Genomic DNA, 22,514 nt, shown 5'->3' on the forward strand with positions numbered 1-22,514 from the left:
TGGGTGGATTGACTTACCGCTGCCCGTCTGTGCTCGCAAATGAAAGGCTTCTCGACTGATCTTCAAGGCATGAGCAATGGTCTGATTGCATTCGCCCAGAGATGGTTTAGGCTGGCGCCCATCTCCGATAACAACAAAAACAGGCTTTGTATGAGCCCTAGCATCAGCCAATTGCGTAAATTCGTTTCTCCAGAAATAATTTTCGGTGCCGGCAGTCGGCACAATGCGGGCAACTACGCCAAAACCTTCGGTGCCCGTAAAGTGTTAGTGGTGACCGATCCCGGCGTAATCGCTGCGGGTTGGGTCGCTGACATTGAGGCCAGCCTGCGAGCGCTGGACATCGAATACTGCCTGTACAGCGATGTATCTCCTAACCCGCGGGTTGAGGAAGTGATGCGTGGTGCCGAGCTTTACCGTGAGAATCATTGCGACGTGATTATTGCTGTAGGCGGCGGTAGCCCTATGGACTGCGGCAAGGCCATTGGCATCGTTGTCGCCCATGGGCGGAGCATCCTCGAGTTCGAAGGTGTGGACATGATTCGGGTGCCAAGTCCGCCGCTGATCCTGATCCCGACCACCGCAGGGACCTCCGCTGACGTTTCGCAATTCGTGATCATCTCCAACCAGCAGGAGCGGATGAAGTTCTCCATCGTCAGTAAGGCTGTGGTGCCGGACGTCTCGCTTATTGATCCGGAAACAACACTGAGCATGGATCCGTTCCTCTCGGCCTGTACCGGCATCGATGCGTTGGTGCACGCGATTGAAGCCTTCGTTTCTACCGGTCACGGGCCGCTGACCGATCCTCATGCGTTGGAAGCCATGCGTCTGATCAATGGCAATCTGGTGCAGATGATTGCCAATCCTGGCGACATTGCATTGCGCGAAAAAATCATGCTCGGCAGCATGCAAGCCGGGCTGGCGTTCTCTAATGCGATCCTTGGTGCGGTGCATGCGATGTCGCACAGCCTGGGCGGTTTCCTCGATCTGCCCCATGGCCTGTGTAACGCCGTGCTGGTCGAGCACGTGGTGGCGTTCAACTACAATTCAGCGCCGGATCGTTTCAAGGTGATTGCCGAGACCTTTGGCATTGATTGCCGGGGCCTCAATCACCGGCAGATCTGCCAGCGCCTGGTGGAGCATCTGATCGCTCTCAAACGTTCTATCGGCTTCCATGAAACCCTTGGCCTGCATGGCGTCAGCATGGCGGACATTCCGTTTCTTTCGCAGCACGCGATGGATGATCCCTGCATTCTCACCAACCCGCGGGCGTCCAGCCAGCGCGATGTTGAGGTGGTCTATGGCGAAGCCCTCTGAGGACCAGCAGCGCGCCCTCGCGGGGTTGCTGGGGCTGGGTAATCATTCGACGCGCAAGAGCCACTACCCGGAGCTGGCGGTACGTCTGGATGAACTCGAAAAAGAGCGCAATCGCTATAAATGGCTGTTCGAGCATGCGGTGCACGGGATTTTTCAGGCAAGCCTGAAAGAAGGCCTGCGCGCGGCCAACCCCGCTTTAGCGCGAATGCTGGGCTACGACGATCCGCAAGAGGTGTTGTTTTCCCTGGCCGACCTTGCCGGCAACTTGTTTGCGGGCGGTGCAGCGGAGTTGGAGACCATCGGCGACATACTGCTGCGCGAGCGTAGCCTGTTGGGCTATGAAACCCAGTTGCAACGCAAAGACGGTAGCCATGTCGATGTGCTGATGAACCTGCTGCTCAAACCTGATCAGGATGGCCTGGTCGAAGGCTTTGTTGCTGACATCACTGAACGCAAGTTGGCCCAGCAGCACCTGCAGCAGCTCAACGATGAGCTGGAGCAGCGCGTGATTGCGCGCACCAATGAGTTGCTGGACGTGAACCGCAACTTGCAGCAACAGATCGTCCAGCGGGCGGAAATCGAGCGGGCATTGCGCGAAGCTCGTGACGCCGCTCAGGCTGCCAATCGCAGTAAAGACAAATACCTCGCGGCCGCCAGCCATGATCTGTTGCAGCCACTTAATGCTGCTCGGTTGCTGATCTCGACCTTGCGCGAGCGGCAATTGCCTACGGCTGAGCAGGTATTGGTGGAGCGGACCCATCAGGCGCTGGAAGGCGCGGAAGACTTGCTGACGGATTTGCTGGATATTTCCAGGCTGGATCAGGCCGCGATCAAGCCCGACATCGAATTGTATCGACTCGACGAGCTGCTGGCGCCGCTGGCCTCGGAGTTCCAGTTGGTGGCCGAAGCGGCAGGATTGAACCTGCGCGTGCGCATAGGGGACTTCGCAGTACGTACCGATCTGCGCTTGCTGACGCGGATTATGCGTAATTTTCTCAGCAATGCCTGCCGTTATACCGCGCAGGGCAACATTTTGCTGGGCGCACGGCGGCGGGGCGATTATTTGCGCCTTGAAGTCTGGGACACCGGGCGTGGCATTGCCGAAGACCGCCTCGATTCGATTTTCCTGGAGTTCAATCAACTGGATGTTGGCCGTGCAGCCGACCGCAAGGGGGTGGGCCTGGGCCTGGCAATCGTCGAACGCATCGCGAAGATTCTGGGTTATCGGGTTCTGGTGCACTCACGACCGGGACGGGGTTCGATGTTCGCCATTGAAGTGCCTCTGTCGCACGACGTTCCGCTACCGGCCAATGTCGTGGTGCAGCAGCATCCTGTTGCGGGCAATCCTCTGCCGGGGTGCCGCCTGTTGGTGGTGGACAACGAACTGAGCATTCTCGAAAGCATGGCTGCGTTGTTGGGACAGTGGGGCTGTGAGGTCCTGACGGCCACCGATCAGGACAGCGCGCTGGAGGTACTGCAAGGGCAACCACCGGAGTTGATTCTGGTGGACTTCCACCTGGATCATGGGGTGATAGGTTGCGACGTGGTAACGCATCTGCGCGAGCATTTCGCGGTGATCATTCCTGCCGTAATGATCACCGCTGACCGCAGTGATCAATGTCGTCGTTCACTGCAAAAGCTGGGGGCACCGCTGCTGAATAAGCCGGTAAAACCCGGAAAACTGCGGGCGGTGTTAAGTCAATTGCTGGGTTAGGCTCCTGAATACAGCATAAGCACAAAGATTGCATAAGCACGGAGCGCGGGTTAATAAGGGGGTCTTTATACCCATTGGCTCTAAGAATGCTTCAGGCATTTTGGCGGCGGCGATCTGATTGGTTTTCTTGTGTCACAAATAGCATCCGTACTTGGGTCTAAACCCTGAAACTCTTTTGCAGTGAGAAAGAACACAATGCCCGTGATCCCTTTGCTGATATGCGACGACTCCAGTATGGCGCGCAAGCAGCTATTGAGGGCTTTACCCGCCGACTGGGGCGTATCGGTCACCATGGCGGCCAATGGCCAAGAGGGACTCGAAGCCATTCGTCAGGGGTTGGGGCAGGTGGTGTTGCTCGATCTGACGATGCCGGAAATGGACGGGTATCAGGTCCTGGCCGCTGTCCGTGAGGAAAACCTGCAAGCGAAGATTATCGTGGTTTCCGGCGATGTGCAGACGGAAGCGATACGACGTGTGCTCGAACTGGGCGCCTTGGCCTTCCTGAAAAAGCCTGCCGATCCAGACGAGCTCAAAAGAACGCTCGCAAGCCTTGGTCTGCTGGGCGAGCCTCAAACGGCTGTCGCCATCGCGCGGGAAGTTCCTGAGACGCAGACCAGCTTTCAGGATGCGTTTCGTGAAACCATCAACGTCGCCATGGGGCGTGCCGGGGCGTTGCTGGCCCGAGTGCTGGGTGTGTTCGTCCAGTTGCCGGTGCCGAATGTGAGCATGCTGGAGGTGGGGGAATTACACATGGCGTTAGCCGACGCACAGAACGGTGACCGGTTGACAGCAGTCTGTCAGGGGTATATCGGCTGTGGTATCGCCGGCGAAGCGTTGCTGATTTTTCACGGCTCTGAAATTGCTGATATGGCGAAATTGATGCAGCGGGACTCGGTCGAGTATTCGGACATGGAAATGCTCCTGGACTTGTCGACGATTCTGATTGGAGCCTGTTTGAGCGGGATAGCCGAACAAATTGACGTGGTATTTTCCCAGGGCCACCCGCAAGTACTCGGTGAGCAGGGAGGCATCGAAGAGTTGATCCGGGTTAATAAGCAGCGCTGGAAGAAAACCCTGGCAGTGGAAATCAGCTACAGCCTTGAGGGCCACAATATTCATTTCGATTTGTTGATGTTGTTCACCGAAGACTCGGTAGAGCGGCTTTCAAAAAAACTCGCCTACGTGATGAGCTGAGCCATGAACGATCACATCGATATCAAAGAGCTTCACTGGTTGCTAACCATCGTGCAGTGCATCGACGTGGGTGTCGTAGTCTTCGACCGGGATTTCCGGGTCCAAGTCTGGAATACTTTTATGGAGAACCGTTCCGGCGTTGTGCCGAACGAGGCCAGCGGCCAATCGTTTTTCACCCTGTTTCCCGAAATCAATGAGGCCTGGTTTCGCAAAAAGGTCGATAACGTGATCACCCTCGGTACGCCTGCGTTCACCATCTGGGAGCAACGACCATATCTGGTGCATTTCAAGAACTACCAGCCGATCACCGGCCAGGAGGACTTCATGTACCAGAACACCACTCTGTTTCCGCTGCGCTCGATCAACAACGAGATTGGTCACATTTGCCTGGTGATCTATGACGTGACAGACGTGGCCACCCACTCACATCAGTTGCAAGCGGCCAATAGTCAGTTGCAGACGCTGTCCAACACCGACCGACTGACCGGCTTGTACAATCGTGGACACTGGGAGGAGGCCCTTAAACTCGAATACGCCCGCTATCTTCGGTACGACACGGCCACAACGTTGGTCATGTTCGATATCGATCACTTCAAACGTGTCAATGACACCTACGGCCACCAAGCGGGCGACAAGGTGATTCAGCTCGTTGCCGAAACCGTACGTCAGCACATCCGCGATGTTGATATTGCAGGTCGTTATGGCGGTGAAGAGTTCGCAGTCTTGTTGCCCGACACCAATAAAGCAGGGGGCGCGGTGTTTGCCGAACGTTTGCGCAAGGCGATCGAAGCACAAGAGGTCATCCACGACGGCCATTCAATCCGTTGCACCGTCAGCCTTGGCGTTGCAGACATGAGCCAGCCTACGTCCGACTACAAACACCTGATCGAATCGGCCGACCAGGCGCTGTACGTTTCCAAGACCAATGGCCGTAACCTGGTGTCGGTGCATGAGTAAGGGCTGAGTCGCTGATCGTGCACAGTCGGCCCCCTACAGGTACGACGGTGCACAGAACTGCCAGCTTATTCGAACGCCGGCATGACCTGCTTGATGAACAGTTCCAGCGATTTCTTTTTCTCGGCGTGGGGCAAGCTGTTGTCACACCAGAAGCTGAACTCATCAACGCCCAGTTCCTGGTAGTACTTGATCCGGGCAATGACCTCTTCCGGGGTGCCAATCATGGTGTTCTTGTGGATGTTTTCAAGTTCGAACTCCGGGCGATCCGCAAATTTCTCTTCCGGGCTCGGCGCAAGGAAGCCATTGACGGGCACTTGCTTGTTGCCGAACCAGGCGTCGAACGTGCGGTAGAAACGCGAGATGGCCTTGGCGCCGACTTTCCAGCCTTCGGGGTCGTCGACACTGTGGACGTGGGTGTGGCGCAGTACCATCAGTTGAGGGCGCGGAACCTCTGGATTATTGGCCAGCGCGGTTTCGAACTTGTTCTTCAAGTCGAGCACTTCTTCGTCGCCTTTCATCAGCGGCGTGACCATGACGTTGCAGCCGTTTTTCACTGCGAAGTTATGTGAGTCAGGATCGCGGGCGGCAATCCACATGGGAGGATGCGGTTTCTGGATTGGCTTTGGCACGCTGGTGGAGGTGGGGAATTTCCAGATATCACCGTCATGGGCATAGTCGCCTTCCCACAGCTTGCGCACCACCGGGACCATTTCACGCAGGTGATTACCCCCTGAAGCAGCGGGCATGCCACCGGCCATACGGTCGAACTCGATCTGATAAGCGCCACGAGCCAGTCCGACTTCCATCCGTCCATTGCTGATCACGTCAAGCAGGGCGCATTCACCCGCGACGCGTAACGGATGCCAGAACGGCGCGATGATCGTACCGGCGCCCAAGTGGATGGTGGTCGTACGGGCTGCGAGGTAAGCCAGCAGCGGCATCGGACTCGGGGAGATGGTGTATTCCATGGCGTGATGTTCGCCGATCCAGACCGTACGGAAGCCACCGGCCTCGGCCATCAGGGTCAATTCGGTCAGGTCTTCGAACAATTGGCGATGGCTGACTTCCTCATTCCAGCGCTCCATATGCACGAACAAAGAAAATTTCATGACACATTCCTCAAGTCTTTTTAGTGGGCCTGTCAGGTGCAGGCGTGCGACGGTTTCGGATCAAGCAAAGGCTGGCAGTGCGCCCATCTTGCCGCGGCAGTACACCAACGGGCTGGTCTGTTGCTGAGGGACGATAAGGTTTTTCACCGCACCGACCATGATGGCGTGATCGCCGCCTTCGTACTCACGCCACAGTTCACACTCAATGATCGCGGTGGCATTGTTCAGCAGCGGATTACCCAGCTCGCTGAGCGTCCACTCAATACCTTGTGCCTTGTCTTTACCTTTGCGGGCAAAGGCAAAGGCTTCAGTTTGCTGTTCGCCGGAGAGAAAGTGGATAGCGAAGCGTTTGTTCTTGATCAGTACCGGGTAAGAGTCTGAACTGTAGTTGGGGCAGAACAGCACCAAGGCCGGCTCCATCGACAGCGAACTGAAGGCGCTGGCCGTCAAACCGACGATTTCGCCATTGTCATCCAGCGTGGTTATCACCGTCACCCCGGAGGGGAAGGAACCCATGACTAATTTGTAGACATTTGCATCGATCATTGGATTTTCCTCAGGTGACGGTGGCACCAGGCCTAATTGTATGGATTGTGTGTCTGATGGTATACCGTAATACCTTCTTTGCAAGTGGTATTTTTCCCGTGCGACGAAGACGATATTTCAGGCATAAAAAAGCCGACGCCTGGGTAGAAGCGTCGGCTTGGTGGGGAGTGGATCAGTGTGCGCCAGCCGCCTTGTTCAGGTCGCTTTCGGTCCATTGGGTATAGATACATGCATCGGCGGCGGCCCAGCGCACGCGCACCGGGTCCCCATCGTGGAGCGGCATTCCAGAGGCCGACAGCGCCTTGACGGTCATTACGGTGCCGCCTGCGGTGACAACGCTGCAGGTCTGACTCTCTCCGAGGAACAGGACTTCAGTCACCTTGGCAGCCACTTCGTTCCAGCCTGCTGCGAGAGGCTCGTTCCGGGCCTGTTCTACGCTCAGGGCCTGGGCTTTTTCCGGACGTACCATCAGCAGCAGGTCCTGCTCGGTCTGGAGCCCGGAGGTCAGGCGGATCGACAAGGGTTGGCCTTCAAAGACGCCCACGGCATTGCCCTGAGCCTTGAGCTTGAGGAAGTTCGAGTTGCCGAGGAATGACGCAACGAACGCATTTGGCGGGTTCTGGTACAGGTCATAACCGCTGCCCAGACCGACGATCTTGCCATGGCTGAAGATCGCTATGCGTTGCGACAGGCGCATGGCTTCCTCTTGATCGTGGGTTACGTAAACGATGGTGATGCCCAGCCGACGATGCAACTGACGCAGTTCATCCTGCAAATCCTCCCGCAGCTTTTTATCCAGCGCGCCGAGGGGTTCGTCCATCAACAGGATGCGCGGTTCGTAGACTAGGGCCCGAGCAATCGCCACGCGTTGCTGCTGGCCACCTGACAGTTGTGAAGGGCGGCGATGGGCGAACTGCTCGAGCTGAACCAGCTTGAGCATGGCGTCGACCCGGCGTTCGCGCTCGGCGCTGGCGAGTTTGCGGATGACCAGCGGGAAACCGATGTTGTCGCGTACCGACAGGTGCGGGAACAATGAGTAGCGCTGGAACACCATGCCAATATCGCGCTTGTGCGGCGGTACGTTGACCAGAGACTGACCATTGACCAGGATCTCCCCGGAACTGGGTGTCTCGAAACCGGCCAGCATCGACAGGGTGGTACTTTTGCCGGAGCCGCTGGAGCCGAGGAAGGTTAGGAATTCACCGTCCTGGATATCCAGCGAGATGTTGTCCACGGCGGCAAAGTCGCCGTAGTGCTTGTTCAGGTTGCGCAAGCTGACCAAGGTCTTGTTGGCCTGCTGCGCAGGGTCTTTGATCACAGCACTCATGTCGTACTCCTAGGCGCTCAGGCGCTGACTTCGTTGCGCCGGCGCACAGCGGCGGCGATCACCATGACCAGCACCGACAGCGCGATCAGCAGCGTCGAGGCGACGGCGATCACAGGTGTCAGGTCCTGACGCAGGGTGGTCCACATTTTTACCGGCAAGGTTTGCAGGGTCGGGCTGGCCATCATCACGCTCAGCACCACCTCGTCCCACGACACCAGGAAGGCGAACAGGGCGCCCGCCACCATGCCGGGGCGAATCGCCGGGAATGTCACCCGGAACACCGCCTGCAGGCGCGAAGCCCCACAGATCACAGCGGCGTCTTCGATGGACTGGTCGAACAGTTTCAGTGAGTTGATGATCGAGATAATGGTGAACGGCAACGCGACGATCACATGGCTGACCACAAACGCAAACATCGTCCCGGTGTAACCCAGTTTGAGGAACAACGCGTACACGGCCACGGCGATGATCACCAGCGGCACGATCATTGGCAGGGTGAACAGGCCGTAGAGCATTTCCCGGCCCCGGAAGCGCCCGCGCACCAGGGCAAAGGCGGTCGGCAAGCCCAGAGCTACAGCAAAGATCGTGGTCAGGACCGCGACCTTGAGGCTGGCGAAGGCGGCGTCCATCCAGTCGGCGTTGGAGAAAAACTGGCTGTACCACTTCAACGTCCACCCTGGTGGCGGGAACACCAGCCACTGAGATGAACCGAACGACAGCAGCACGATGAACACGATGGGCAGCAGCAGAAACAGCGCAATAGCTCCGGTTGTGAGGTAAAGGCCCAGACGCATGCGCCGGCTCATCGCATTGGCGGTCAATAACATGATGGTTTACCTCGAGTTGCTGGAGCCGACCGGGGATTCCGGTTGCAGCTTCAGGTAGAAGTAGAACAGCACCAGAGTGATCAGGATCAGCAATGCTGCACCTGCACTGGCCAGACCCCAGTTGAGGAAGGACTGCACCTGCTGGATGATAAATTCCGGCAGCATCATGTTCTGCGCGCCACCCAGCAGGGCCGGGGTGACGTAGTAGCCCAGAGACATGACGAACACCATCAAGCCGCCGGAGAACAACCCCGGACGGCACAATGGCAGGAACACCCGGAAAAAATTGCTCCATGGGCTGGCGCCACAAATGGAACCGGCCTGGAGGACCATGGGGTCAATCGCTTGCATGGTGGCCTGCAGCGGCAGAACGATGAACGGGATCATGATGTAGCTCATGCCAATCACCACCCCGGTCAAGTTGTGCACCATTTCCAGGGGTTGATCGATAATGCCCATGGCCATCAAGGCCTTATTGATCACCCCGGAAGCCTGGAGCAGCACGAGCCAGGAATAGGTCCGCGCCAACAGACTGGTCCACATCGACAGCAAGACGATATTGAGTATCCAGCGCCCCCAGCCACGAGGGACCAGGGTGATCGCCCATGCCAGGGGAAAGCCCAGCAGTAGACTGAATACCGTTACCAGACCCGCCACGGCGAAGGTGTTGAACAGCACACGGGCGTATGCGGAATTGGCGAACAACTCGGCATAGTTTCCCAGCCCCGGCGTGGGCTCAAGCACGCCGCGCAGTAACAGGCTGACCAGCGGCGCGAAGAAAAACAAGCCGAGGAACAACAGCGCCGGGATCAGGTTGCTGGCACCGCGCCAACGCAGCATCAGTGGAGTGGAATGCTTCATGACCGCAGCCTTGTCTGGAGCCGGGACGGCAGCGCCAGAGGCGCTCCCGACCGGGTTGGATTGACGGAGCGCGGTGGCCGTCATTTTCATTTGAGAAGCCATTCGTTCCACCGTGTCGCGATGGTCTGACCATTCTTGGCCCAGTACGCGAAGTCGAGAGTGATCTGATCCTTAGCGTAGGCAGTCGGCAGGTTAGGTGCCAGTACTGAGTCCAGACGTTGCACGCTGTCGGTGTTGACCGGTGCATAGGCGGTCAGGTTAGAGAAGTCGGCTTGGCCTTTGGCAGAGCTGGAGTTGGCCAGGAATCGCATGGCCGCATCCTTGTTCTTTGATCCTTTAGGGATGACCAGGAAGTCGGCCATGACCAGGTTCTGTTTCCAGCTCACACCGACCGGTGCGCCATCTTCTTGCAGTGCATGGATACGGCCATTCCAGAATTGACCGAGGCTGGCTTCACCGGAGGCCAGCAGTTGTTGGGATTGCGCGCCGCCGCCCCACCAGACGATGTCTTTCTTGATAGTGTCGAGTTTCTTGAACGCGCGATCCAGGTCCAGCGGATAGAGCTTGTCAGCGGGCACACCGTCGGCCAGCAGCGCCAGTTCAAGCACGCCAGGGCTCGGCCATTTGTACAGGGCGCGTTTGCCGGGGTAGGTCTTGGTGTCGAATAGTGCTGTCCAGTCCTGTGGGGCTTTGCCGCCCAGCTTGCCTTCGTTGTAGCCGAGGACGAAGGAAAAGAAGAACGAACCAACGCCATAATCGGAGACGAAGCGCGGGTCGATCTTGTCGCGCTGGATAACCTTGAAGTCCAACGGTTCAAGCAGACCTTCAGCCGCTGCGCGCAGGGCAAAATCAGCCTCTACATCGACCACGTCCCATTGCACGTTGCCACTTTCGACCATCGCCTTGAGTTTGCCGTAGTCGGTTGGGCCGTCCTGAACCACCTTGACCCCACTGGCTTTGCTGAAGGGATCGGCCCAGGCCTGCTTTTGCGCGTCCTGGGTGGAGCCGCCCCAGCTGACGAAACTCATGCTGTCGGCGGCGATGGCCGCGTTACAAGTTACTGCCAGTAAGCTTGCCGCGAGTACCGCAGCTGCACGTTTATTCAACACCATTTTCACGCCCTCATTTGTTGTGTTTTGAGCGGGCTGTTGACGCCCGCCTATCGGGAGCAGTAGGTCCATTGGAGCCTTGAACATTGACCGTGCCAGGCGCTGTTGTTGTGTGCTGTCCCTTTCAGGCGCACCTGGAAAACTATCCGGTCTATGGAATATCATATTATGGTATTCCAAACTTTCTGCAAGGGTTTCGCCTCACCGATTGTCTGTCTTTGTCTTGTTTTTTTGTTCTGTTTGGTTCGTCACCTGCCTGAGCGTGTTTGACGCCATCAGCCCGTAAACGGAATGCTTTCCACCACCTCCAAGTTGTACCCCGTCAACCCTGCATATTTCAGTGGCGGCCCGAGGTGGCGTAGTTTTCCCACGCCGATGTCTTGCAGAATCTGTGCCCCCGTACCGACTTCTGAATAGATGCGCGATTGCGAGCGGGTGTATTGCCGTGGTGGCTGGGTCAGTTGCGGAATCCGCTCAAGCAGCGCCTGCGAAGATTCATGGTTGGCGAGTACCACCACCACGCCGCAGCCTTCTTCGGCTACTTTTTGCAACGCTGCCCACAGCGTCCAGTTCGACGGTCCAGTGTATTCGGCACCCACCAGATCGCGCAGTGGATCGATCACATGCACGCGCACCAGGGTCGGGGCTTCGCGACGAATATTGCCCATGACCATGGCCATATGGACGCCACCTTCGATCCGGTCTTCGTAGGTGATAAGCCGAAAAGTACCGTGAACGGTAGGGAGTTCGCGCTCGCCGATGCGGGTTACAGTGCGTTCGGTGCTAAGCCGGTAATGGATCAGGTCGGCGATGGTGCCGATCTTGATACCGTGTCTGGCCGCGAACACTTCGAGGTCGGGACGGCGGGCCATGGTGCCGTCATCGTTCATCACCTCAACGATCACCGACGCCGGGGTAAAACCCGCCAGGCGCGCGAGGTCACAGCCAGCCTCGGTGTGCCCAGCACGGGTCAGCACGCCGCCTTCCTTGGCCCGTAATGGAAAGATATGCCCCGGCTGCACCAGGTCTTCTGCTCGGGCGTTGGCTGCGACAGTGGCTTCGACAGTGCGAGCGCGGTCAGCAGCGGAGATCCCGGTGGTGACACCGCTGGCGGCTTCGATGGAGACCGTGAACGCCGTGCTGAACGCACTGCCATTGCTCGGCACCATCTGTTCCAGGCCCAGGCGCTGGCAATGTTCGTCGGTCAGCGTAAGGCAGATCAGGCCGCGTGCTTCCCGGGCCATGAAGCTGATCGCCTGAGCCGTGCAGCGGTCGGCGGCGAGCAGCAGGTCACCTTCGTTTTCTCTATCCTCATCGTCGACCAACAGGACCATTTTGCCTTGGCGGTAATCTTCGATGATTTCTTCGATGCTATTGAAGGCCATGCTTGGGCTCTCTGTATCGCGAATGGTAGAGGGTTTGTTTTTCTGGTATACCATAATACAAATTAAACCGAAATAACGAGGTCGCCATGAAGGCTTACTGGATCGCTCACGTCGATGTCACCGACTTGGATCAATACGCGCAATACACCCAGCGTGCGCCAGCAGCGTTCGCGCTTTTTGGCGGCAAACTGCTGGCCCGTGGCGGGCGTTCCGAAGCGATGGAGGGCAGGGCGACGCCGCAACGCAGCGTGGTGATCGAGTTCGAATCCTACGAGCAGGCGCTGGCGTGCTACCACTCGGAGCAGTATCAGCAGGCGTGCGAGTACCGCCAAGGTGCGGCCAAGGCGGAGGTGATTATCGTCGAGGGGTATGAGTCTTGAGCGCTAGCCGGAGGGTTCAGCGGATGAAATGGATTTTTCCGCTGTCGTCATTGCCGATATAGATACCGTAGACCCCGGCTTGGCGTTCTTCTATGTAGCGTTCGAGGATCTGCCGGATGGCCGGATAGTAGATGCTGTCCCAGGGAATGTCTTCGGGTGCGAAAAAGCGGCAGTCGAGGGTTTCCGGGCCATATTGCCCCGTGTTCTCCACGGCGATGGCGCGGAAGATAATGTAGACCTCGCTGATCTGCGGCACGCTGAAGATAGAGTAGGGCGAGATGATTTCTGCACGCACGCCCGTTTCTTCCCAAACCTCGCGCAGGGCTCCTTGCTCGGTGGTTTCGCCACTTTCCATAAAGCCTGCGGGGAGGGTCCAGGTGCCGGGACGTGGCGGGATCGCACGTTGGCACAGCAGGTACTTGCCGTCCTGCTCGATGATGCAGCCGGCAATGATCTTCGGGTTGATGTAATGAATGTAGCCGCAGCCGCTGCACATCAAGCGCTCGTGGGTGTCGCCGGGCGGGAGCTGATGACTGAGGTCATCGCTGCCGCATTGTGGGCAAAAGCGCGGGCTGGGCATGTTCAGCGACCTATGCGCGGTTCTTTGAGGGCGATGGGCGAGACGATTTCACGCACCTTGCCGGTTTCGTTCTGCTTTAACTTAAGATAGTCCAGCGCCACTTTGGCGGCTGCCCGCACATGGTCGACCGAGGCCTGATGCGCGGCCAACGGATCGCCACTCTTGATCGCCTCGACCATGCGTTCCATTTCCAGATTGCTGACGCCGCGACGGTTTTCCTGGGACACGGAGGTGGCTCGCAGGTAGCTGATGCGGGCCTGCAACTGGCGCAACTGGGTCGCCGCGACGTGATTGCCCGAGCCTTCCAGCAGAACGTCGTAGAAGCCTTGCACCGAGTCGAGTACTTGCTGCAGTTCGCCGTCTTTGAGCGCCTTGCGGTTCTCCTCGAGAGCTTTCTCCAGGGCGCGAATGTCCTTGGCTTTAGCTCTGAGGGTGAATAACTGGACGATCAGGCCTTCGAGCACGCAGCGCAGCTCATAGATATCGCAGGCGTCTTCCAGGGTGATGATGGCGACACTCGGACCCTTGGCGTCGGCGAATTCAACCAACCCTTCGGATTCCAGATGGCGCAGGGCTTCACGAACCGACGTACGGCTGACGCCCAGACGCTCGCAAAGATCTCGCTCGACCAGACGGTCTCCCGGCAAAAGCTGGAAGTTCATGATGGCGCTTCGCAGTTTATCCAGCACGATTTCGCGCAGGGTAATGGGGTTGCGATTGACTTTGAAGCTGTCGTCAAGTGGCAGGCGTTTCATTGGGGCCGCTCTGAGTGGGGCTGTCCATGCAAAAGGAGCACCTTGATCGAGGATCTGCGGCGCTCCAGTCATTATTCAAAACAATGGCGGAGTTTATCATGTCGGGTTCTTTAAGCGACAAGCCCTCAAAGCCCCCCCATCAAGGTGTATTTGAGTTCCAGGTAATCTTCAATGCCGTATTTCGACCCTTCGCGGCCGAGGCCCGAGGACTTGATTCCACCGAAGGGCGCGACTTCTGTGGAAATCAGCCCCTCGTTGATCCCGACCATGCCGTACTCCAGGCCTTCGCTCATGCGCCATGAACGGCCCAGATCGCGGGTGTAGCAATAGGCTGCGAGACCAAACTCAGTGTCGTTGGCCAGGCGCAAGGCCTCGCTTTCGCTGTCAAAGCGGAATACGGCGGCCAACGGACCGAAGGTCTCCTCGCGGGCGACTTTCATCTCGTGTGTCACCTCCGCGAGCACCGTTGGCTGGAAGAAACCATGGCCCAGCGCATGCCGTTCGCCGCCGCAGACCAGGCGAGCGCCTTTAGCCAGGGCATCCTGCACATGGTCCTCGACCTTGGCCACTGCCCGATCGTTGATCAATGGGCCTTGGCTGACGCCCTCGTCGAAACCGTCGCCGACCTTCAGTTCGCGGACACGCTCCTCAAGCCGGGCGACGAAAGCATCATGGATGCCGCTCTGCACGAGGAAGCGGTTGACGCAGACGCAGGTTTGTCCGGCGTTTCGAAATTTGGCGATCAAGGCGCCTTCGATCGCGTGCTCCAGGTCGGCATCGTCGAACACAATGAAGGGGGCATTACCGCCGAGTTCCAGAGAGACCTTTTTCAACGTCGAGGCACATTGGGCCATCAGTAACTTGCCAATGGTCGTGGAGCCGGTGAAGGACAGTTTGCGCACCTCGGGACTGCTGGTCAGCTCGGCGCCGATGGCAATAGCATCGCCCGTAATTACGTTGAAAATCCCTGCGGGAATGCCCGCCTGTTCCGCCAGCACCGCCATGGCCAATGCCGAGAACGGTGTTTCCGGGGCCGGTTTGACGATGCACGGGCAACCGGCAGCCAGTGCCGGACCGGCTTTGCGGGTGATCATCGCCGCCGGGAAATTCCACGGAGTGATCGCCGCGACGACGCCAATTGGCTCCTTGCTGACGACGATCCGCGCATCGCCCTTGTGGCTGGGAATGGTGTCGCCATAGATGCGTTTGGCTTCTTCGGCGAACCACTCGATGAAACTGGCGGCATAGAGGACCTCACCCCTGGCTTCGGCCAGTGGCTTGCCTTGCTCCAGAGTAAGGATCTCGGCCAGGGCGTCGGCGTTTTCCAGCATCAACGCGTGCCAGCGCTTGAGCACCGTGCTGCGGTCTTTGGCCGTGCGTGCGCGCCAGGCCGGCCAGGCGGCATGGGCTGCGGCGATGGCTTCTCGGGCTTGTTCTGCACCGAGGTTCGGCACGTGACCGATGACTTCACCCGTGGCCGGGTTGTAGATGGCGTGGCGAGTACCGTTTTGGGCGTCACACCATTGGCCATTGATAAAGGCCTGCTGGCGAAACAGTTGCGAGGCTGCTGGGGTCATGCCGGCTCCCGGAAATAAAAAGGGGCCGCGACCGAATAGGGTGGCGTGCGGCCCTGAAACATTTGCTCAGGCGAGGGTGGGCAAGGGGCCCAGCTTGCCACGGTGATAGATCATCGGTGTCACCGGCTGATCAGGCAGAATCAGGTTCTTCACTGCCCCAACGATGATCGCGTGGTCGCCGCCATCGTATTCGCGCCACAGTTCACACTCGATGATCGCAGTGGCCTTGGCCAGCAGCGGGTTGCCGAGTTCGCTCAGGTGCCACTCGATGCCTTTGGCTTTGTCCTTACCTTTACCGGCGAAGGCGTAGGCCTCCGCCTGCTGATCCGCCGACAGCAAATGAATGGCGAATCGTTTGCTGTTGCGCAGGATCGGGTACGTATCGGAGGCGTAGTTGGGGCAAAACAGCACCAGTGCCGGGTCAATCGACAGCGCGCTGAAGGCGCTGGCAGTGATGCCGACGATGCCGCCTTCGGGGTCCAGGGTGGTGACCACTGTGACCCCGGAGGGGAAGGAGGCCATGACCTCCTTGTAAATGCCAGGTTCGATCATCTCAGGTCACCTCTCAACGCATGACAAAGGGGTCGGGCATCGGCGCCGACGACAGGTTGATCCACACGGTTTTCAGTTCGGTATAGGCCAGCACCGAATCGATGCCGCTTTCGCGACCGTAGCCGCTGTTCTTGAATCCGCCAATGGGCGCCATGGCCGAAACAGCACGGTAGGTGTTGACCCAGATGATCCCGGAGCGCACATCCCGCGCCATGCGGTGAGCGCGGCCCAGATCACGGGTCCAGATGCCTGCGGCGAGACCAAACTGCGAATCGTTGGCGATGGTCAGCGCCTCTGCTTCGTCCTTGAAACGGATCACTGACGCGACCGGGCCGAAGACTTCTTCTTGCATGATCTTCATCGAATTGCGGTCACATTCGAACAGGGTTGGCTCGTAATACCAGCCGTCATTGTCCATCTGCGGGCGCTTGCCACCCAGGCGCAGATGAGCACCTTCGGCGATGGCGTCGGCCACCAGGCCTTCGACGACGGCCAATTGCTGTGCGGTGGCCATCGGGCCCATCTCGCTGGCGTCGTCCTGCGGATTGCCGATACGAATCCGCTTGGCCCGTTCAACCAAACGCTCGACGAATTCGTCGTAGATTTCGTCTTGGACCAACAGGCGCGAACCGGATACACAGCTCTGTCCGGATGCGGCATAAATACCGGCGATGGCACCGTTGATCGCGCTGTCGAGGTCGGCGTCGGCGAAGATTATGTTCGGTGATTTGCCGCCCAGTTCCAGCGACAATTTGGCAAAGTTCTCTGCACTGCTGCGTACCACATGACGGGCCGTTGCCGCGCCGCCGGTAAAGGCGATTTTGCGCACCAGAGGGTGGCGGGTCAGGGCTGCACCGGTGCTGGGGCCATAGCCAGTAACAACGTTGACTACGCCTGGCGGGATACCCGCTTCCAGAGCCAGACGGGCCAGCTCGAGAACCGTTGCGGACGCATGTTCCGAGGGCTTGAGGACGATGGTGTTGCCGGCCGCGAGGGCTGGCGCCAGCTTGATCGCGGTCAGGTACAGCGGGCTGTTCCAGGGGATGATTCCGGCTACCACGCCCATGGGTTCATGCACGGTGTAGGCAAACAGGTCGGGCTTGTCCAACGGCAGGGTGCCGCCTTCGAGCTTGTCGGCCAGGCCTGCGGTGTAGTGAAAAAACTCGGGCAAGTAATTGACCTGACCCCGCGTCTCGCGGATCAGCTTGCCGTTATCGCGGCTTTCCAACTGCGCCAGTTGCTCTTTGTTTTCGGCGATCAGATCGCCAAGACGTCGCAGCAGTTTGCCGCGAGCGGTGGCGGTGAGACCGCGCCACGCCGGACTCTCGAATGCCTTTTGCGCAGCCTGGACGGCGCGCTCGACATCGGCTTCGTCTGCATCGGGCAGTTCGGCCCAGGCTTGGGCCAGTGCCGGGTTGAAGCTTTCGAAGGTCTTGCCGGAGAGGGCATCGACCCATTGGCCGTCGATGCACATTTGGAAGCGTGCGAGCGTCATGCAACGTTCCCCTTTGTTGGGTGTTGTCGGGTTTGTGCGGAGGCGAGAAAGTCCAGCAGCACCTGGTTGACCAGTCGCGGCGACTCCACCAGCATCATATGCCGTTGCTCGTCGAGGACAGCAACTTGCGCGCCAGGGATCCGTTCAGCCAATTGTCGGGCCATCTCCGGTGTCGAACCGGGGTCCAGCGCGCCGGTGGCAATCAGGGTCGGCACCTGAATGCTGCCCAGGTCCTCGGCGCGGTACATGTCTTGGGTGGCGAACAGCTCATACGTGGTCAGATAGCCCTGTGGGTCATTACCGGCAAGCGTCTGGCGGATCGCGGCAATCTGCCCAGGATTAGCAGCCTGGTATTCACGACTGAACCAGCGTGACAGCGCCGCCTCGGCATTCGCATCAGGGCCATGTTCGGCGGCTTGAGTCGTCCGCTCGTTGACCCCGGCGCGCTGTTCGGCGCTACGGTTGAACACGCTGTTGAGCACCACCAGCCCGAGCATGTGCTCTGGATAGTGCAAGGCGAACGCGCGAGCGACCAATCCACCCATGGAGAAACCAATCACCGTGGCTTGCGGCAGCTGCAAATGGTCGAGCAATTCCAGTAACTGATCGGCGTAGCCAAGCAGCCCGGTGCCCGGTTCCGGGCGCGGGCTGGCGCCATGCCCCAGCATGTCATAGGCAATCACGCGGTAGTGCGGAGCGAGACCAACGATCTGGCCGCCCCACATCTCTTTATTCAGGCCCACGCCATGGATCAGTACCACGGGTTGGCCTTGGCCGGTCGCCAGATAGCTGGTGCCGGCCGGGGTACGTTCAGCGGTGAGCCGAATCATGGATCGCTCCTGCAAATCTTATGGGTTACTGGGCTTTCTCTGCGGCCAGTTCTTCCAGATCGATGTAACGATTGCCGATGCGTGGGTGCAGACGACCCCCGTTGGCACAACCGAGGACAACAACGATCTCATCCGCGCGCGGGGCGTCTTCAATCTGCATTTCCAGGGTGATGTAGTGCGAACGCAGACCTTCATCGTCTTTATGCATCATCGGAATCTGGATCGACGTGCCTGTACCACCGCGCTTGTTAGTGAAGCTCAAGTAGCTTTTGGCTTTGACTGCTTCGCGGTAATGGTTGCCGAAACGCAGGGTGTGGATCACCGCAGAGGCGTGCTCGATTTCTCCATCGGCGCCGACCACGGCCGCTTTGCCATAGGCTTCGATCTTGTCCGCACCGCCGATGGTGGCAATCAGACGCTCGACCATCAGTGCGCCCAGATCGGAGCAGTTGGCCCGAATTTCTGGCTTCAAATCTTCAACAAAACCACGACCCAACCATGGGTTTTTGATGACAACAGCCAAGCCAACCATGGTCACTGGCGTGTCGGTGGCTTTGCCGCCCTCGATGAAGGTTTCTTCGATGTAGCTGACGATTTTGCGAATTTCAAAACTCATGAGCGGCTCCAGAAAAGAGGGAGGGGGAATGCGTCGCTGTATGATGGTATACCATAATATTGCGTATGCAAGCCCCAGCTGCATGTTCATGAAAGGGGAAGACGACGGAAGGTAGGGACGTGAAGCGTTGGCCGGTTAAGGATGGGTATTGCGGGGGGCAGGCGGCGGTGTTTGCGCTTAAACAGGAGGGAGTCGCCGCCTGACAGGATGACGCGGTGGGCATCACCGTTCGGCAGTTCGGGCATGCGCACTACTACAAGGACGCCGGGCACCGCTGGTTTCGCGGGATGCTTGCCCGGATCTTGGGTGCACCAGCAAAGGGGGGGGGTAGGGTGCCTTCAGCTCACACTTACATCCCGCATCAACAACCCGAAATGCAAGTCCACCGCATCCGGTATTGGTAAATACACCGTATGACCGTCCCCTGGTGCAACCTCGGTCGGCTCACCTTTGACGTTCTGCAACTGATGCAGATCGAAGTGGAAGTTGCCCTTGGGCGTCATCAGCTCCATGTGGTCGCCCAGGCCAAAGCGATTCTTGACCTTTACTTCGGCCAATCCATCACGCCGCTCGCCGGTCAGTTCGCCGACAAACTGCTGTCGCTCCGAAACCGAGCTGCCGTTCTGGTAGTTCTGGTATTCATCATGCACATGCCGACGCAGGAAACCCTCGGTGTAGCCGCGCTGAGCCAGGGATTCCAGATCGGTCATCAGGCTACGGTCGAACTCGCGGCCAGCCACCGCATCGTCGATTGCCTGGCGATAGACCTGAGTGGTCCGCGCGCAATAGAAGTGAGATTTGGTCCGGCCTTCGATCTTCAGTGAGTGCACGCCCATCTGCGTCAGCCGCTCGACATGCTGTACGGCGCGCAAGTCTTTGGAATTCATGATGTAGGTGCCGTGCTCGTCCTCGAAGGCCGGCATCAGTTCATCCGGTCGATTGGCTTCCTGCAACAGGAACACCTGATCGGTCGGCGCGCCGGTACCCAGAGTCGGTTCGGGCTGGAAGGTCTGAACGATCTCGCCGAGCTGATTTTCCGTGGCTTCCTGGGCCGAGTATTTCCAGCGGCAGGCATTGGTGCAGCTACCTTGGTTAGCATCGCGCTTGTTCATGTAGCCCGACAGCAAGCAGCGGCCGGAGTAGGCCATGCACAGCGCGCCGTGGACAAACACTTCCAGTTCCATGGCTGGCACTTGCTGACGAATTTCAGCGATTTCTTCCAGGGACAGTTCCCGGGAAAGAATGATCCGGCTCACGCCCTGTTGCTGCCAGAACTCGACACTGGCCCAGTTCACCGTGTTGGCCTGCACTGACAGGTGGATCGGCATCTGCGGGAAGTGTCGGCGTACCAGCATGATCAGGCCAGGGTCGGACATGATCAGCGCGTCCGGGGCCATGGCAATCACCGGCTCCAGGTCTTTCAGGAAGGTCTTGAGCTTGGCGTTGTGCGGCGCGATGTTCACCACCACGTAGAAGCGCTTACCCTGGGCCTGGGCTTCTTGAATGCCGAGGGCCAGGTTGGCGTGATCGAATTCGTTGTTGCGCACTCGTAAGCTGTAGCGCGGCTGGCCGGCGTACACCGCATCTGCGCCGTAGGCGAAGGCATAACGCATGTTTTTCAGGGTACCAGCGGGGGCGAGCAGTTCCGGGGTTGAGAGGGTCATGGCAGCGTCGGTCGCAAAAACCGCTGAGGGTAATCGGCTTGCCCGTGGGGTTTATTGATCTGGATCTATGCTTGGTGAACAAACGCATGGCACTACAAATTGCTGTTGGTATAGAGCCGGGTGCAAAGAGCCTGCTCTGAGTGTCAGGCGTTGAAACCCATCTCGGCAGAGATCAGGCGGGCGCTGTCCAGCAGCATGTTCTTGAAGCGTTCGCGATTTTCAGGATTGTCCATGATCGCGTCTGGCCCGGACAGGTTGATGGCCGCGACCACGGCGCCCCGATGATCACGAATGCCGGTGGCGATAGCGGTGGAGTAGTCAGAGCGGTGCAGTACCCAGCCCAGTTGCCGGTCCTGCTCGGCGATTTGTTGCAGCTCGGGCAAGGTTTTGGGCGCGGGTGCCGGGTAATCGTCCAAGCGTACGTGCTGATACAGGCTGATCAGGGTGGCTTCGCTCACGTCGCTGAGCAGCACCCGGCCCAGCGCCGTGCAGTGACAGGCGATCCGGGTGCCAATGGGCACGTTGACCGACAATCGTTGAGAGGCGAAGGCGCGGTAGATATAGACGCTGTCGGTCTGCTCGCGCACAGCCAGGTGGCACGACAGCGAGCTGCGATCACGCAGGATGTTGAGGTAGGGGATCGCGACGTCCACCAAGTCGCGGCTGGCCAGGTAGGTGAAGCCATCGGCGATGACCTGCGGGCCGAGTTCATAGGTGTTCTTCGCGACTTTCTTCAGGTAGCCCATGCCATTGAGCGTCTGCACGATGCGGTAGATCGACGACACGCTGACCCCCAGGCGTTCGGCGATGTCGTTCATGCTCAGCACCCGTTCGGCGCTGCTGAACAGCTGCAAAATCCACAGCCCGCGTTGCAGGGCCGGAACACGGTAATCGCTGTCTTGCGAGGGTTCTTCAATGCTGTTCACAGCGTCTCCTGGGTGTCAGCGGCGATCATAAATCCATTGCAGGAGCTGCCGAAGGCTGCTCCTGCAGAGGATTGCGATCTCCTGTGGGCGAATTATTTCGCGTTCATGGGCTATGCCAACAACGCATCGACCCCAACAGGCTTGCCACCAAACTCCTGCATGGCATCCAGTAACGCGTCCCACAAATATTGGGCCGAAGCCCGATCACACAGGATGTGGAACAGTGGCAAGTCCGGTTGCGAGCCGTTGATGATGATTGCGCTCATCCGTGCCACTGAGGTTTGCGCCACGGCACCCGGGGCGAATGCCTGTTGGCGCAGATCGACGCCGCAGACCTTGGCCATCACTGAGCTGATGTGTTCGCCGGTCAGCACCAGCCATGCGTGACTGTCCTGACGTGGCAGCAAATAGCAGCCCTTTTCGGATAACTGCCACTGGTCTTCGAGCTTCTGCAAGCGTGCACCGGCATCCTGAAAACTGCCCAGCAGGAAATACTCGGTCTGCGAAAGGCGGGCGACATGGCTGCCATCGCCTTGCGTTACACAGCGATTGGGTGCGGTCGGCAGATCGAATTGCTCCGCGTGCAGATGCGCAGCGGCATCGACCCCACGAAAGCCGACCCGCGCCAGATTACTCAGGTCAAGCAGGGCGCAGCGGGCCAGTTGTGCTGTTTCGTCCTGCTCGGCATAGCGGCTGACGATCAGGCTGTCACCCAGGCGTGCCAGTCGGGCGGTGGCCTGCAGCGTATACAGAGGGCTGCGCTGGCGAAAATCTTTGGCGTTAAGAGTGACCATGC

At 58.7% G+C, this 22,514-nt stretch carries 22 protein-coding genes; 5 read left to right on the forward strand and 17 right to left on the reverse strand.

Annotation, left to right across the window (positions count from 1 at the left end; translation table 11 throughout):
* Positions 1-150 precede the first annotated feature (150 nt).
* The 4 genes from ercA (at position 151) to QN399_RS07230 (ending at position 5,179) form a co-directional block, all read left to right on the forward strand.
* On the forward strand, positions 151-1,314 hold the full coding sequence (gene ercA, locus QN399_RS07215) for an alcohol dehydrogenase-like regulatory protein ErcA (RefSeq protein WP_322178982.1): 1,164 nt from the start codon (positions 151-153) through the stop codon (positions 1,312-1,314).
* Positions 1,298-3,028, forward strand: a complete 1,731-nt coding sequence (locus tag QN399_RS07220; RefSeq protein WP_322216614.1) for a NahK/ErcS family hybrid sensor histidine kinase/response regulator — start codon at positions 1,298-1,300, stop codon at positions 3,026-3,028. The genes ercA and QN399_RS07220 overlap by 17 nt, the downstream gene beginning before the upstream one ends.
* Before the next feature lie 195 nt (positions 3,029-3,223).
* Positions 3,224-4,222, forward strand: coding sequence for a response regulator (locus tag QN399_RS07225; protein ID WP_322216612.1), 999 nt, complete (start codon positions 3,224-3,226; stop codon positions 4,220-4,222).
* A gap of 3 nt (positions 4,223-4,225) precedes the next feature.
* Complete coding sequence (locus QN399_RS07230) at positions 4,226-5,179, forward strand: diguanylate cyclase (protein ID WP_322178985.1); 954 nt, start codon at positions 4,226-4,228, stop codon at positions 5,177-5,179.
* A gap of 65 nt (positions 5,180-5,244) precedes the next feature.
* Here QN399_RS07230 and QN399_RS07235 read toward each other — a convergent pair whose 3' ends face one another.
* From QN399_RS07235 to ribBA, 7 genes are all read right to left on the reverse strand, one after another.
* Positions 5,245-6,288, reverse strand: coding sequence for an LLM class flavin-dependent oxidoreductase (locus tag QN399_RS07235; protein ID WP_322178986.1), 1,044 nt, complete (start codon positions 6,286-6,288; stop codon positions 5,245-5,247).
* Between the two features lie 60 nt (positions 6,289-6,348).
* Complete coding sequence (locus QN399_RS07240; RefSeq protein ID WP_322178987.1) at positions 6,349-6,834, reverse strand: flavin reductase family protein; 486 nt, start codon at positions 6,832-6,834, stop codon at positions 6,349-6,351.
* 172 nt (positions 6,835-7,006) lie between these two features.
* Positions 7,007-8,161, reverse strand: coding sequence for an ABC transporter ATP-binding protein (locus tag QN399_RS07245; RefSeq protein ID WP_322178988.1), 1,155 nt, complete (start codon positions 8,159-8,161; stop codon positions 7,007-7,009).
* Between the two features lie 17 nt (positions 8,162-8,178).
* Positions 8,179-8,988: an ABC transporter permease gene (locus QN399_RS07250; protein WP_322178989.1), complete on the reverse strand. Its 810-nt coding sequence runs from the start codon at positions 8,986-8,988 to the stop codon at positions 8,179-8,181.
* 6 nt (positions 8,989-8,994) lie between these two features.
* Positions 8,995-9,939, reverse strand: coding sequence for an ABC transporter permease (locus tag QN399_RS07255; RefSeq protein ID WP_330200790.1), 945 nt, complete (start codon positions 9,937-9,939; stop codon positions 8,995-8,997).
* Complete coding sequence (locus tag QN399_RS07260) at positions 9,936-10,961, reverse strand: ABC transporter substrate-binding protein (RefSeq protein ID WP_322178990.1); 1,026 nt, start codon at positions 10,959-10,961, stop codon at positions 9,936-9,938. The genes QN399_RS07255 and QN399_RS07260 overlap by 4 nt, the downstream gene beginning before the upstream one ends.
* A gap of 272 nt (positions 10,962-11,233) precedes the next feature.
* A complete protein-coding gene (gene ribBA, locus QN399_RS07265) occupies positions 11,234-12,343 on the reverse strand; it encodes a bifunctional 3,4-dihydroxy-2-butanone-4-phosphate synthase/GTP cyclohydrolase II (RefSeq protein WP_330200759.1) in 1,110 nt (369 codons plus the stop codon).
* Between the two features lie 86 nt (positions 12,344-12,429).
* Here ribBA and QN399_RS07270 point away from each other — a divergent pair, with 86 nt between their 5' ends.
* Complete coding sequence (locus QN399_RS07270) at positions 12,430-12,723, forward strand: DUF1330 domain-containing protein (protein ID WP_322178992.1); 294 nt, start codon at positions 12,430-12,432, stop codon at positions 12,721-12,723.
* A gap of 16 nt (positions 12,724-12,739) precedes the next feature.
* Here the strand turns inward: QN399_RS07270 and QN399_RS07275 are convergent, their stop codons facing one another.
* The 10 genes from QN399_RS07275 to QN399_RS07320 form a co-directional block, all read right to left on the reverse strand.
* On the reverse strand, positions 12,740-13,303 hold the full coding sequence (locus tag QN399_RS07275) for an NUDIX hydrolase (protein ID WP_330200760.1): 564 nt from the start codon (positions 13,301-13,303) through the stop codon (positions 12,740-12,742).
* 2 nt (positions 13,304-13,305) lie between these two features.
* Complete coding sequence (locus QN399_RS07280; protein WP_322178994.1) at positions 13,306-14,058, reverse strand: GntR family transcriptional regulator; 753 nt, start codon at positions 14,056-14,058, stop codon at positions 13,306-13,308.
* 125 nt (positions 14,059-14,183) lie between these two features.
* Positions 14,184-15,635, reverse strand: coding sequence for an NAD-dependent succinate-semialdehyde dehydrogenase (locus QN399_RS07285; protein ID WP_330200761.1), 1,452 nt, complete (start codon positions 15,633-15,635; stop codon positions 14,184-14,186).
* Positions 15,636-15,701: 66 nt separating this feature from the next.
* A complete protein-coding gene (locus QN399_RS07290) occupies positions 15,702-16,187 on the reverse strand; it encodes a flavin reductase family protein (protein ID WP_322178996.1) in 486 nt (161 codons plus the stop codon).
* A gap of 13 nt (positions 16,188-16,200) precedes the next feature.
* On the reverse strand, positions 16,201-17,682 hold the full coding sequence (locus QN399_RS07295) for an aldehyde dehydrogenase (protein WP_322178997.1): 1,482 nt from the start codon (positions 17,680-17,682) through the stop codon (positions 16,201-16,203).
* The gene (locus QN399_RS07300) at positions 17,679-18,512 is read right to left on the reverse strand and encodes an alpha/beta fold hydrolase (RefSeq protein WP_322178998.1); all 834 of its coding nucleotides are present in this window, start codon (positions 18,510-18,512) and stop codon (positions 17,679-17,681) included. Before QN399_RS07300 ends, QN399_RS07295 begins: the two co-directional genes overlap by 4 nt.
* A gap of 25 nt (positions 18,513-18,537) precedes the next feature.
* Positions 18,538-19,128 (reverse strand): amino acid synthesis family protein, encoded by a 591-nt coding sequence (locus tag QN399_RS07305; RefSeq protein WP_330200762.1) that lies wholly within the window; start codon positions 19,126-19,128, stop codon positions 18,538-18,540.
* A gap of 338 nt (positions 19,129-19,466) precedes the next feature.
* On the reverse strand, positions 19,467-20,792 hold the full coding sequence (gene yegQ, locus QN399_RS07310; protein ID WP_322179000.1) for a tRNA 5-hydroxyuridine modification protein YegQ: 1,326 nt from the start codon (positions 20,790-20,792) through the stop codon (positions 19,467-19,469).
* Positions 20,793-20,935: 143 nt separating this feature from the next.
* Entirely contained in the window at positions 20,936-21,718 is a 783-nt protein-coding gene (locus QN399_RS07315; protein ID WP_322179001.1) for an IclR family transcriptional regulator, read from the reverse strand.
* Positions 21,719-21,828: 110 nt separating this feature from the next.
* A complete protein-coding gene (locus QN399_RS07320) occupies positions 21,829-22,512 on the reverse strand; it encodes a sarcosine oxidase (protein ID WP_322179002.1) in 684 nt (227 codons plus the stop codon).
* Between the last annotated feature and the right edge of the window lie 2 nt (positions 22,513-22,514).

The organism is Pseudomonas sp. 10C3, assembly GCF_036346185.1.
In the GTDB taxonomy this organism is placed as follows: Bacteria; Pseudomonadota; Gammaproteobacteria; order Pseudomonadales; family Pseudomonadaceae; genus Aquipseudomonas.